Raw genomic sequence first — 12282 nt, 5'->3', positions numbered from 1 at the left:
CGGTTTTTTGTGATTTTGATACGATCCCTACTTCATCAATACGAGGTGTTTACCTGCAATGGCCTGATTTACTTCATCTTAGTTTCCGCTGTTTGGCTGTCTGTGCCCGCCACCAGGCGCAGGTCCACGTTAAACTCGTCGTCAATAACTTTGTCTGCCGCCGTGCCCAATAGTCCGGAGCGGTACTTCACGTCCCATTTGGTGCGGTCCAGGGCAATCTGCGCCGTAGCCACCGCCGACTTGCCATCGATGCGCACCACGGCCGGGAAGGTAACAGGGTTCGTGATCCCCTTAATGGTGAGGTCGCCGGTGAGGGTATAGTTGGCTTCGCCGGCTTTGGCGTTTGCCACGGGCTGCACCTTCGTGATTTTAAAGGTGGAAGTGGGGTGTTTCTCCACAGAAAAGAAATCCTCCGATTTCAGGTGGTCTGTCAGCTTTTTGTTGAAGTCAGCGTTGGTGATGTCGGTGTTGTCAATCGAGGCCATGTCAATCGCAAAGCTGCCACCCACCAGTTTGTTCCCGTTCACGGCAAGCGTGCCACTGGCCAGTTTCACTGTGCCGGTATGCGCGCCCCCAAACTTTTTGGCGTTCCAGGTCATGGAGCTTTCGGCTGTGTTTACGGCTAGGGTCGAAGCTGCCCGCACCTCCGTGGCGTCGGAGGTAGTGGGAGTTTCGGCTGCCGTGGCCGGTGGGGTGCAAAGCAGTGTGGCCAGTGCCAGTGTGCCTAAAAATGCAGGACAGTTTTTCATACCGGTTAAGTTTAAGGTTTAGGATTGATTTGATACATAATGTGGACTCGGGAATATCGCGTTTATTTCTAAACTGGAACAGTCTTATTTCATAGCCTGCTTTGCGCTCCACGCCCGCTGGGGCGCGTTTTCCCGCTCGGCACTGTGTACATTTCCTGCCTAACGGCTGCCACTGACGTGGCACCGGAAATATACAAGGTGCCTCCCGGAAAAACTGGGAATCATTTTGCTTTGTTCTGACAGCAGAATATCCTCTATGGCTAGAAACTGCTCTACGCTATTTCTCTTAATTTACTTCGCCCGCTGCAGCGTCATTTCCACCGGCCTGCCCTGGAACTCTGTGGACAGGTATACCTGCGCTCCTTCGATTTTACCCTTGTAGGGCACCTTGTTTCCGCGCATGTCGACGGCAAAGGAGAACGTATCCCCGTCAATTATACCATCCGATAAAGGCAACTGCCCCATGGGAGTCTGTAGTGTGCCGGTTAAGGCAGTGCCTGCTGCTACCAGGTCCAGGGTGATGGCTCTTTCTCCCATCTGGCCTTCCCAACGTCCGGTCAGGCCTTGTGTGCTGGCTGTTGTCGAATCTTGGGCAGTGGCCGGAGTAGCCGGGGCTGTACCAGTGGCCGGACGTTGCTGGCTGGCTGGCTGTGCGGCCGGAGCTCTGAAACCTGAGGCCGGAGCTGCGCCTGCGCCACCCTGCTGCACACCTGTATCCTGGCCGCCACCGTCACCGCCGCCTTTTAGGTCGTCGTTGCTCACCGATTTTCTTCTTCTGCGTGGGGCGTCTGTGGTCAGCTTGCCCAGGCGGTAACTGAAGTTCACCTTAAAGTTCATGTTGTGCAGCACGTTGGTGCTGGTCTGACTGAAGGTGGGGGAGTTGAATTCATTTTCGATTCGTATGGTCTTGGACAGGAAGTTCTCGGCCCCAAAACCGATGCTGCCCCTTCGCTCGTCAAATTCTTTTCTGAGGTTCAGGCTGTATATACCGAACCCTCCCTGGCGGCCCTGCAACTGCACCTGACGGCCCCGGTAGAAACCGAATCCCTGGATGCCCCAGCCTTCCCCCAGGTTATAATTTCCCATCGCCCGGATGTTGTAAACCAAACCGCTGTTGCTCGCACGTTGGGCTGGGTCGCTTACCTTGTTGTTCAGCACCGCGTAGTAGGTGTCCGTTCCACCGTTCAGGGTGAGCTTGTTGCTCAGGTTGATGCTCCCGAACACGCTCGCGCCGTAGGCTTCCTCCTGGCCAATGTTGAAGTAAGACGTTTCCAGCACGCCGTCCTCGGCCTCGCTCCGCACCGCCTGTATCGAGTTGTTGGTGGTCCGGACGAAGGTGGAGAAATTGAGGGAAGTGGTCTTGAAGTAGGTGCTGTACGAGAGCTCATAGTTGTTCGTGAACTCAGGGTCCAACTCCGGGTTGCCCACCGTGCGCAGGGCAGGATTAGGGTTCTGCACGTTCGGGTTCAGGAACTGCAATGACGGACGCTGAATACGGCGGTTGTAGGCAAGCTTCACTGTGTTGCCATCCTTCAGTCGCTTTGACAGGTTTATGCTCGGCACCAGCACGCCATACGGATCGATCGTCACCTCCTCGGCACTTTGATCAAAATCGGCGTTGATGGTGGTATACTCATAGCGGGCGCCTGCCTTCACGCTGTAAAAATTGGCCGTGGTGAGGGTATAGGAAAAGTACCCGGCCGAAATGTTCTGGTTGTAGTTGAACACGTTGCTCAGGTTCGTTCCTTCAGATTTGATGAATGGTTCGGAGCCCTGAGCGGTATAAGTGTCATAGTCGCTGGTTACCTGGCGCATGATCTGCTTTCCGCCGAACTCCACCATCTGGTTTTTGCCGATCGGGTTGGTATAGTCCAGCTGGATGGTAGACTCCTGGTTAAAGCTTTCGTTAATGTTTTTCAGCCTGCTGGCAATGCTCGTCTCGTCGCTGTTGAAGACCTCGTTCAGGAAGTCGTTTGTGCGGTTGTTGCGGCTAAACTGCGTCAGGATGCTGAATTCCTGCTGCGGTTTCTGGAAGGTATGTGTATAGTTCAGGTTCACGTCCACGGTGCCCGAGTTATCGGTGGTCTCCACATCACGAACCGAGCTGCTCATCAGGCTACCGCTCTGGTACTTGCTGGTGCGGAGCGCGTCCTGGAAGGTATGGCCGTTGCGCAAGCCGTACTGCACCGAGGCGTTGATGTAGTTTTTCGGGTTGATGTCGTAGTCCCATCCGAAGGTATAGCGCCCGAACATCATGTTGTTCCGCGTGTCAGCCTCCTGCCGGAGAACGTTTTCCTCACCACCGTTCATCGTCGTCTGCTCGTTCTCGAAGCTGCCCGGCGTGTTATACCCCGCCCGGCCGAAGCCGCCCAGCGAGAAGCCCATTTTGCCGGTGCGGTAGCTGCCATTCAGGCCCAGGTTCGTGCCGCGCAGGCCCACCCCGGTGTCGATGTTGAGGGAGCCGCCCCGCAGCGTGTTTTTCTTTGTCACGATGTTGATGATACCGGCAGAGCCCTCCGCATCATACTTCGCCGAAGGCGAAGTGATCACCTCCACCGACTTAATCATGTCGGCGGGAATCTGCTTGAGGGCGTCGGCCACGCTGCCCGCCGTGATGGTGGAGGGGCGGTTGTTGATGAGCACTTTGATGTTCTGGCTGCCGCGCATCGACACGTTCCCGTCCAGATCCACGGACAGCATGGGCACTTTCCGGAGCACGTCGGTTGCGTCGCCGCCTTTGTTCGATTCGTCGTTCTCGGCATTATACACGGTGCGGTCCACTTTCTCCTCGATCATGGCGCGCTGGCCTTCCACCACCACCTCCTGCAAGGCCTTGGCCGCGGAGGTGATCACGATCTGGCCCAGGTCGAGGGAGGTGTTCCGGTCCGAAATCGCCACATCGATGGTTTTGGTGTCGTAGCCGATAAAGGAAATGGCCAGGCGGTAGGTACCCTCGGGCACTTTGCCCAGCGAGAATTTGCCCTTTTCGTCGGCCATCGTCCCGTCTACCGGTTTGCTGGTAGCGGGGTTCACCAGTGCGATCGTGGCATAGGGCACGGCCTGCTTCGTAGCGGCATCCACCACGGTACCGCTGATGCTACCCGCCACACTTTTTTGGGAGGCGGACCCGGCGGTGCCGCTGGCTGTGCCTGGTGCGGTGATCATCCTGGCCCCAGCGGGGGAGGGGGCTTGCGCAACGGCGAATGTACTGAAGCAGGTTAAACCGATAAAGAGAAGCAATCTATTCATGACGATGTTTTTTACACGTAGAAACTGAACAAAGCAACTACTTCCGGATCGAACAAAAAAACGCAATAGATTGGCAGCCCCCGAACACCGACCAACGGGCGGTTTGAGCCGATAGCGCACCCGCCACCGGCAGCCATCGCCACAATACCTGACTCATAGGCAAACCAGGCGGGAGCGGTCGGTGAAATGGGCAGAACCGCAGATTAAAAAGGTATTAGTGAGAGAAGCGCATTATTTATGTATCTTATTCACGCCAAGAAAAAAACATCCTGCATGCCCAATACCTTTTTTTACCGTCACGCATACCCCCTCACGCACCTGCTGGTGCTGCTCGGGCTCCTCCTGCTCCTGTGCCAGCCCCTGGCCTGGGATGTAGTGCTGCCGAGGCAGTTCTGGGTGAAGCAGGGCGTTCTGTTCTGCCTGTGGGTCGGCCTTTTTTACCTGAACATAAAGGTGCTGGTGCCGCGGTTCCTTTTTCAGAACCGGGAGGGGGTATACATTGCGTTGGTGCTCGGCACGGTGGTGGGGGCGTTGCTGCTCAACCTGGCCGTTGATTCGTGGCTCAACATACCCGCCCTCATGCACAAGGCCTTTAACCCCGGCGAGGCCGTATCGACGCACAAACCGCGTTTTTATGTAAGCCCCGTCATGTTGCTGGCCACCTTGCTGGTGCTGGGCCTGAGCACAAGCATAAAGGCAGTGCAGAAGTGGCAGAAGGACACCGAGATCAGGCAGCTTCTGGAACGGCAGCGCATCAGCTCCGAGCTGTCGCTTCTCAAAGCGCAGATCAACCCACACTTCTTTTTTAATACCCTGCACAGCATCTACGCCCTCACCATGATTAATGTGGAGACGGCGCGGGAGGCCCTCCATACCCTCTCCCGGATGATGCGCTACGTACTGTACGAGACGCAGTCGGGCACAACGCTGCTGAGCAAGGAGATTGAGTTTCTGCACGACTACGTGCACCTGATGAAACTGCGGCTGACCGAGAAAGTAACCGTGACGTTTGACACCCCGGCTACGGTACAAGACATGCCGGTGGCCCCGATGCTGTTTCTCCCTTTTGTGGAGAATGCGTTTAAGCACGGAGTAAGCGCTTTGCTGCCCAGCCACATCCACATCGGGCTGTGCCAGCAGGGGCAGCGGCTACAGTTGGACGTGTGCAACACCCTGCTGCCCGAAAAAAGGGTGGTGCTGGAGGAAAGCAGCGGCATCGGGCTGGCCAACACGCGCCGCCGCCTTGACCTGCTCTACCCCGGCGAGTATACCCTGGAAATCACCGAGCGGACTCCCGAAAACGAATACAAGGTACACCTAACCCTGCAATTGCCATGATACTGAAATGCATTGCCGTGGACGACGAGCCCCTGGCGCTGGGTATGATCGCCGCCTTTATCGAACAGACGCCTTTCCTGCAGCTGGTGGGGCGCTACGCCAGCGCTGTGGAGGCCTTGCAGGGGCTGCACGCCCAACCCGTGGACCTGGTGTTTCTGGATATTCAGATGCCGGACCTGAGCGGCATCGAACTGGCCAGGGTGCTGGACAAGGGCGAGTATGGCCTCGGCCCGCGCATCATTTTCACGACGGCCTTCAGCCAGTATGCGCTGGAGGGGTATAAAGTGGACGCGCTGGATTATCTGGTGAAGCCCTTCAACTATGCCGACTTCCTGAAAGCGGCCAGCAAGGCGCAGGCCTACGCCTCCCTGATGCTGAAGCCTGCCCAACCGCCCGCCACCCCGGCCGAGGAAGAGTACCTGTTCCTGAAAGTGGAGTACCAGCTGGTGCGCATCGCTTTCAGCGACATCCTATACATCGAGGGGTTAAAAGACTATGTGAAGGTGCACCTGGCGCATGAGTCCAAACCGGTGCTCTCGCTCACAAGCCTGAAAGCCCTGGAAGAGAAGCTGCCAGCCAAACGGTTCATGCGCATTCACCGGTCCTACATTGTGGCTCTCGACAAGATCACGGCCGTGTCGAGGGGGAAAGTGCAAATCGGGGAAACCAGCCTTCCCGTGAGCGATCAGTATAAAGAGACTTTCAACCAGTTTCTGAGCCGCTGGACGTAGAAATGCACCACTGCTTCGCCGGAAAAATGGGGAGGTTGGCCAACTGCGTTTTGAAATACGCCCCGGAGCCTTACCTTTGTTTCTGAACGCATCGGAAACAGTGACCAATCCAGAGTATATGAGCAAAGCAATCGTTATAGGCGCCACGGGGCAATTAGGGCAGTGCCTGCAGGCAGTTGCCCCGGAAAAGGGCGCGGCACAACTTGTATTCCTGTCGAGGGAGCAGGCCGACATTGCAGACGCGGCTTCGCTGCGTGTGGCGTTTGAGGCGCACCAGCCCGACTACTGCATCAATTGCGCCGCCTATACCGCCGTGGACAAAGCCGAGGACGAGCCCGAAAAAAGCTTGCGCATCAACCGCGACGGTGTAATCAGCCTGAGCCAGCTGTGCCGGGAGTTCGGGACCACGCTCATCCATATCTCCACGGATTTTGTCTTCTCCGGAAACGACTTGCACCCTTTGGCTGAAACCGACGCGACCAGCCCGGTGAACATGTATGGGGCCAGCAAAATGGAGGGTGAACTGGCCATACCCGAGTACCTGAACCACTACTTTATACTCCGAACAAGCTGGCTCTATTCGGAGTTCGGCGGTAACTTCGTGAAAACGATGCTAAAGTTTGGCCGCGAGCGGGACGAGTTGCGCGTTATCTGGGACCAGATCGGCACCCCGACGTATGCCATTGACCTGGCAAAAGCCATCCTGCGGATCATGGAAACCAACAGCCAGGCCTACGGCCTATACCACTACAGCAACGAGGGGCTGACTTCGTGGTATGACTTCGCAAAGGCCATTTTTGACATCAGTGGGGTACAGGTGCGGGTGGTGCCAGTCCGCACAGCCGAGTACGTGACCAAAGCAAAACGGCCTGCATACTCGGTGATGGACAAGTCTAAAATCAAGCAAAACCTCGATCTTGCCATACCCTACTGGCGCGACAGCCTGAAAACCTGCTTGGCCAAAATGGAGTCCGCGGAAAGCCTGTAACTCGCTTCTATAAAAGTAAGCCGTCTGCCAATAGGTATGGTATGGCATAGTGCTCTTTAAGGGGAAGTGCGCCAATGAATGGGGCAAGCGGAGTTATCGATTCTTTCTGCTGTTCTTTTTTCTCCTGGCTTTGGCCCGATCGCTTTTCAGCTGCTGGAACGCCTCGTTCGAGAGGGTGACGGTATAGGTGCTGGCTGTCAGGATGTTTACGTTCGCGTCGAAATCATACGTCATGGTAAGCGTCAAAAGGCTGTTTTCGTCTTTCTCATAGGCATCGCCTGTTTTTCGGAACACATAAAACTCGCTTTCTCCTTCTTCCAGATGCGATGTGGGGGAGGAGCTTCGGGCAAGGCAATCGCCGGTGATGACCAGCGGGGTTTCCAACTCATCAATATAATCGAAGGGTTGGTCATATTTGCCGTCTTTTTTGTGGGTGATGTACTCGATTTTGTCCAGATGCACTTCAACGTCGCGGTTTTCGCTGTCCCGTTTCTGCTTGATCTGGTTGATGTTCCCTACTATTCTCATCGGTTAATTCCCTGTAAAGTTAAAGCGCTACGGTATAGGTGCGCAACAAGCTACTGCCCTCAGGCGGTAGTGGCGGCACGAAGATAGGAAGTTAAAAGCACAAGCGCCGCAACTTAGAAATTCGGAAGGAGCGTTTGAAAGAAGACCATCGAAACCTGCCAGCCGGCGTTAATGCAAAAGACCCGCCGGTTGGCAGGTCTTTTGTCTGAGAAGCGAAAGTGGTTCTCCGCTTTCTTTAGTTGTTATTCGTTTGCCAGGTCCTCGTTGCTTTTGTGTTTTTTGAGTGTGCTGGCATCGGGCTGATCGTTGCGAAACTCTTTGTCCGTGCTGTCGGCACCGCGGGTGGTCGTGCTCAGGTTTGCCTGGTCGCTGTTTGCCACCTTGCTGCCCGACGTGTTCTCGCCCCGGGTATTGTCTGCGCCGCCTGCCACTGGGCCGGTTTGACTCTTTTTCTCTTCGGTTGCGCTTTTCTCCTGGTCGGCTTGCTTTTTAAGTTCTTTGTCGCTGTGATCGTGGTTAATTGACATCGTATGCTGGTTTTATTTTTTAGTACATGATGAGACTGCTCACCTTCCCCGCCTTTGCGGGCTACTCCGTTGTACGGAAAGATCAAGGCGCTAGGTTATCGGCGTCAGGCACCGTTGTGCTAAATTTTAACACACAGCACTTTTTTGCGCTAAAGATGATCTGTGTACAAACACATAGCAGAGTTAACCCGTTAAAAGCGTGTATATTTTGATTATACATCACACATCATCCACAATCACAGGTAATTGGCTTAATCAGCACAAAAGTAAAGCCGGAGGTATAGGTTATATAAACAGAGTTGTTTACTTTTAGCCGCATTCTCCTCATTTATATTGGTCAGATACATGGTTCAGAGCCGTTGCCGGAAGAAATACATTTATGCCAGGAATTAATCTTCAGGGAGAAACGGAGCAAAGCCTGATGGCTGCGCTGCAACAGGGGAGGCAGGAAGTGCTCGGGTTGCTATACGATGCCTACGCCCCCGTCATGTTAGGCGTGATTTCCAGAATAGTGCCAGACCAGCATATGGCGGAGGAGGTGCTGCAGGAGACTTTCGTGGCCATTTGGTCGCGGATTAAAGTATATGACGCATCCAAAGGCAGGTTCCTGATCTGGGGTCTGGCCATTGCCAGGGGTATTGCCCTCGAGACCCTCAAGCGGGGAAATTACCAGCAGATGGCGGAGGGTCCCTCAGCGCCTGACACGGAAGGAGCCGCAAAGCCGCAAGCGAACATGTGGGTTGAGGCAAAACAACTGCCCTGCCACCTGGAGCCGCAGGAGCGCGAGGCGCTTGAGCTGATATACCTGAAAGGATGCACCTGTACCGAGGCTGCCGCGCAGCTCGGCATCACCATCGAAACGTTACGTTTACGGATTAAAAAAGCTTTTCAACACCTACGAGCCGAACATTCAGCATGATTCCTTCCATTACCGAATTTATAGAATCCGGAGTTTTAGAACTTTACGTGATGGGGGCCACCGAACCGGAGGAAACCCGTGCCGTGGAGCAAATGGCCAGAGAGCACGCGGCTGTGCGGGAGGAACTGGCAACTATCCGCAAGGTGGTAGAACGCTATGCCGTGGCCCACGCCGTGGCGCCCCGCAATATTGTCAAGCCGATGGTGCTTGCCACCATTGACTACCTGGAGCGCATGAAACAGGGCGAACTTCCCTCGTCGCCGCCCGTGGTTACGCCTACCTCACGCCCTGCCGACTACGCGGCCTGGCTGGATCGCCCGGATATGGTTTTGCCATCTGATGCGGAAAACATCTATGCCAAAGTCATAGGCTATACCCCCGTCGCCACCACAGCCATTCTCTGGGTGCAGGATGGTACAGACGAGGAAAAACACCACGAAGAGTACGAGCGCTTCCTTATTTTGGAGGGCACCTGCGACATGATATGCGGCGGCAAAACATACCCATTGGCATCGGGAGATTACTTTGCCGTGCCCCTGGACACCCCGCACCGGGTGCATGTCACCTCCCGAGAGCCATGCAAGGCTATCCTGCAACGGCTGAGCGTGGTATAACGTATTGACTGTAAACCAAATTACACAGGTGTCTTCTTAATTAGGAGGCACCTTTTTTTGTATCAAGCGGCATGTATAATCCTTGTATACCACACGCGCTAACGCGTAGGCAAACCAGAGATTAACCAATGTGAGGTACACAATTTAGTAAAGATGTGGTTTTTGCCGTACGTATATCTAAAATGGGGTATACTTACATGGGGTATACCCACCTATCGCAACGGCCAGAACGTGCGAACGTAGTTGAGCCCGGGATAACCCGTAACCACCGGAGGTGCTATACCTGAAATTGAACGGCGTATGAAACGATTTGGAAGACTGATTCTGCTCTTTATACTCTTTGCCTCCTGTAGCGGCAAGCAGGATAAAACACAGCCAACCGTAGAGGACATCTCAGAAGCAGTGTATGCCTCGGGGGTGGTGAAAAGCAAGGCGCAGTATCAGGTCTTCCCGAAGGTGAGTGGCGTTATACAGGCGCTGCTCGTGACGGAGGGCGACACCGTGCAAAGGGGAGATCCCTTGCTGAAAATCGAGAATGAGGCTGCCCGACTTAGTACCGAGAACGCCCGGATCGCCGCCGCCTATGCCCGCGTGGGCGCCAATGCCGAGAAACTAAACGAGCTGCGCGAGGCTATAGAGCTTGCCAGGAGCAAAAAAAACAATGACTCGCTGCTGATGGTGCGGCAGCGCAACCTGTGGGCAAAGCAGATCGGGACGCGCGTAGAACTGGAACAGCGGGAGCTAAACTATAAGAACGCAGCCACTGCCTATGCCGCTGCCATACTGCGGTACAACGACCTGAAAAAACAGCTGGACTTCGCAGAGAAGCAGGCACAGAAAAACCTGCAGATCAGCGAAACCATGTCTGAAGAGTATACCCTGCGGAGCGAGACAGACGGCAAGGTATACAGCGTGCTGAAGGAGAAAGGGGAGATGGTGAGCCCACAGAGTCCGGTGGCCATCATCGGCGACGCCAACGTTTTTATACTGGAGCTGCAGGTGGATGAGTATGACATCGCGCGCGTGAAGCCCGGCCAACAGGTGCTCCTGAACCTGGACAGCTACCGCGGAGAGGTGTTTGAGGCCAGAATCTACAAAATCAACCCGGCCATGAACGAGCGCACCCGTTCCTTTACCGTGGAGGCCTCCTTCGTAACCAGTCCGCCTGCGCTATACCCCAACCTTACCACCGAGGCCAACATCATCATCCAGACCAAAAAGGACGCGCTCACCATCCCCCGAGAGTACCTGATCGACGATGCGTTTGTGCTGAAGGACAGCGGGGACAAAGTGAAAGTGGAGACCGGCGTGCGGGACTATCAGAAAGTGGAGATCCTGGAGGGCCTGGGCAGGGAGGACGTTATTGTGAAGCCAGCCTCATGAACGCCAGGCTCATCATCGGCATAGCGAAGTCGCTGCTGCTGGCGCGCTGGCGGCAAACGCTGGTGGCGGCGGTGGGCGTTACATTCAGTATCGCCATGTTCATCACGCTGCTCAGTTTTATGAACGGCCTCAACGACCTACTCGACGGACTGATCCTGAACCGGACCCCGCACGTGCGCCTCTACAACGAGATAAAACCCAGCGAGAACCAGCCCGTGAACATGGCGCCTGCCTTCAAAAACTCTTACAATTTTATCCGGTCTGTAAAGGCGGGGACCATCCGGCAGGAGATTTACAACAGCGGCCCGATTATGCAGGCAGTGGAGGCCGACGACCGGGTGCTGGGGGTGGCACCCAAACTCACGACGCAGGTTTTTTACAACGAGGGCAGCATCGATATCACCGGCGTCATCAATGGCATCGACGTGGAGGCGGAGAGCAGGCTGTTCCATTTTCAGGATTACGTGACGGCCGGAAAGGCCATTGATGTGAAGAACGTGGCCAACAGCATCATCCTCGGAAAGGGCCTGGCCGATATTCTGGTGGCCCATGTGGGCGACGTGGTGCAGGTAACCACGGCGCAGGGCGAGCGCTTCTCGCTGAAGGTGGTGGGCTACTTTCAGTTGGGCATACAGGAGATCGACAAGGTGCAGAGCTATGCCTCGATCAGCACTACCCAAAAACTGCTCGGCAAGCCCGCCAACTACCTCACTGACATCCAGGTAAAACTCAAGGACCTGAACCAGGCTCCGGCGGTGGCCAAAGAGTATAGCCGCCTGTTCAGTGCTGATGCCGAGGATATCCAAACCGCCAACTCCCAGTTTGAGACCGGCAGCAATATCCGGACGATGATCTCGTATGCGGTGGGCGTGACCCTGCTCATCGTGGCAGGCTTCGGCATCTTTAATATCCTGAACATGATGATTTATGAGAAGATGGACTCCATTGCCATCCTGAAAGCCACCGGGTTTGCGGGCCAGGACGTGAACATGATCTTCCTGATCATCGCCCTGAGCATCGGCTTTTTTGGAGGTATGGTCGGGTTGCTGCTGGGCTTCGGCTTTTCGGTCATCATCGACCATATCCCGTTTATCACACCCGCCCTGCCCACCATCAAAACGTTTCCGGTCAACTACAGTCCGGTCTTCTATATGATCGGCGGCTCGTTCTCGCTGATCACAACGTATCTGGCGGGTTTTTTTCCGGCCCGAAAGGCGAGTCGGGTGGACCCAGTGGAAATTATAAGAGGCAAGTAA

General features: G+C 55.2%; 11 protein-coding genes. 7 read left to right on the top strand and 4 right to left on the bottom strand.

From position 1 onward, the window contains the following. Nucleotides 1–68: 68 nt before the first annotated feature. Nucleotides 69–749, bottom strand: a complete 681-nt coding sequence (locus MKJ04_RS04970) for a YceI family protein (protein ID WP_241639866.1) — start codon at nt 747–749, stop codon at nt 69–71. A 291-nt stretch (nt 750–1040) separates the two neighbouring features. Further along, a complete protein-coding gene (locus MKJ04_RS04965) occupies nt 1041–3998 on the bottom strand; it encodes a TonB-dependent receptor domain-containing protein (protein ID WP_241639864.1) in 2958 nt (985 codons plus the stop codon). Nucleotides 3999–4271: 273 nt separating this feature from the next. On the opposite strand from MKJ04_RS04965, the gene MKJ04_RS04960 reads away from it, so the two are divergent. From MKJ04_RS04960 to rfbD, 3 genes are all read left to right on the top strand, one after another. Beyond that, on the top strand, nt 4272–5336 hold the full coding sequence (locus MKJ04_RS04960) for a sensor histidine kinase (RefSeq protein WP_241639862.1): 1065 nt from the start codon (nt 4272–4274) through the stop codon (nt 5334–5336). After that, nucleotides 5333–6067: a LytR/AlgR family response regulator transcription factor gene (locus MKJ04_RS04955; RefSeq protein WP_241639860.1), complete on the top strand. Its 735-nt coding sequence runs from the start codon at nt 5333–5335 to the stop codon at nt 6065–6067. The genes MKJ04_RS04960 and MKJ04_RS04955 overlap by 4 nt, the downstream gene beginning before the upstream one ends. A 118-nt stretch (nt 6068–6185) precedes the next feature. Beyond that, a complete protein-coding gene (gene rfbD, locus MKJ04_RS04950; RefSeq protein WP_241639858.1) occupies nt 6186–7055 on the top strand; it encodes a dTDP-4-dehydrorhamnose reductase in 870 nt (289 codons plus the stop codon). Nucleotides 7056–7148: 93 nt separating this feature from the next. On the opposite strand, the gene MKJ04_RS04945 is transcribed toward rfbD, so the two are convergent. Both MKJ04_RS04945 and MKJ04_RS04940 read right to left on the bottom strand, forming a co-directional pair. Continuing rightward, nucleotides 7149–7583 (bottom strand): hypothetical protein, encoded by a 435-nt coding sequence (locus tag MKJ04_RS04945; protein WP_241639854.1) that lies wholly within the window; start codon nt 7581–7583, stop codon nt 7149–7151. Between the two features lie 242 nt (nt 7584–7825). Further along, a complete protein-coding gene (locus tag MKJ04_RS04940; protein ID WP_241639852.1) occupies nt 7826–8110 on the bottom strand; it encodes a hypothetical protein in 285 nt (94 codons plus the stop codon). Between the two features lie 379 nt (nt 8111–8489). Between MKJ04_RS04940 and MKJ04_RS04935 the strand changes: the two genes are divergently transcribed. The 4 genes from MKJ04_RS04935 to MKJ04_RS04920 all read left to right on the top strand — a co-directional run bounded on the left by MKJ04_RS04935 (nt 8490) and on the right by MKJ04_RS04920 (nt 12282). After that, entirely contained in the window at nt 8490–9029 is a 540-nt protein-coding gene (locus MKJ04_RS04935; protein WP_241639850.1) for an RNA polymerase sigma factor, read from the top strand. Then, nucleotides 9026–9643 (top strand): cupin domain-containing protein, encoded by a 618-nt coding sequence (locus tag MKJ04_RS04930; protein WP_241639848.1) that lies wholly within the window; start codon nt 9026–9028, stop codon nt 9641–9643. The genes MKJ04_RS04935 and MKJ04_RS04930 overlap by 4 nt, the downstream gene beginning before the upstream one ends. Before the next feature lie 300 nt (nt 9644–9943). After that, entirely contained in the window at nt 9944–11026 is a 1083-nt protein-coding gene (locus MKJ04_RS04925; RefSeq protein ID WP_241639846.1) for an efflux RND transporter periplasmic adaptor subunit, read from the top strand. Then, the gene (locus MKJ04_RS04920) at nt 11023–12282 is read left to right on the top strand and encodes an ABC transporter permease (protein ID WP_241639844.1); all 1260 of its coding nucleotides are present in this window, start codon (nt 11023–11025) and stop codon (nt 12280–12282) included. Before MKJ04_RS04925 ends, MKJ04_RS04920 begins: the two co-directional genes overlap by 4 nt.

Source organism: Pontibacter sp. E15-1 (assembly GCF_022601975.1).
Taxonomy (GTDB): domain Bacteria; phylum Bacteroidota; class Bacteroidia; order Cytophagales; family Hymenobacteraceae; genus Pontibacter.
The sequence above is the reverse complement of the archived record's forward strand: the minus strand, read 5'-3'. Positions and strand labels throughout refer to the sequence as shown.

Coding starts and splice junctions, on each gene's coding strand:
- MKJ04_RS04970 (WP_241639866.1), bottom strand. CDS start 749: ATGAAAAACTGTCCTGCATTTTTAGGCACACTGGCACTGGCCACACTG.
- MKJ04_RS04965 (WP_241639864.1), bottom strand. CDS start 3,998: ATGAATAGATTGCTTCTCTTTATCGGTTTAACCTGCTTCAGTACATTC.
- MKJ04_RS04960 (WP_241639862.1), top strand. CDS start 4,272: ATGCCCAATACCTTTTTTTACCGTCACGCATACCCCCTCACGCACCTG.
- MKJ04_RS04955 (WP_241639860.1), top strand. CDS start 5,333: ATGATACTGAAATGCATTGCCGTGGACGACGAGCCCCTGGCGCTGGGT.
- rfbD (WP_241639858.1), top strand. CDS start 6,186: ATGAGCAAAGCAATCGTTATAGGCGCCACGGGGCAATTAGGGCAGTGC.
- MKJ04_RS04945 (WP_241639854.1), bottom strand. CDS start 7,583: ATGAGAATAGTAGGGAACATCAACCAGATCAAGCAGAAACGGGACAGC.
- MKJ04_RS04940 (WP_241639852.1), bottom strand. CDS start 8,110: ATGTCAATTAACCACGATCACAGCGACAAAGAACTTAAAAAGCAAGCC.
- MKJ04_RS04935 (WP_241639850.1), top strand. CDS start 8,490: ATGCCAGGAATTAATCTTCAGGGAGAAACGGAGCAAAGCCTGATGGCT.
- MKJ04_RS04930 (WP_241639848.1), top strand. CDS start 9,026: ATGATTCCTTCCATTACCGAATTTATAGAATCCGGAGTTTTAGAACTT.
- MKJ04_RS04925 (WP_241639846.1), top strand. CDS start 9,944: ATGAAACGATTTGGAAGACTGATTCTGCTCTTTATACTCTTTGCCTCC.
- MKJ04_RS04920 (WP_241639844.1), top strand. CDS start 11,023: ATGAACGCCAGGCTCATCATCGGCATAGCGAAGTCGCTGCTGCTGGCG.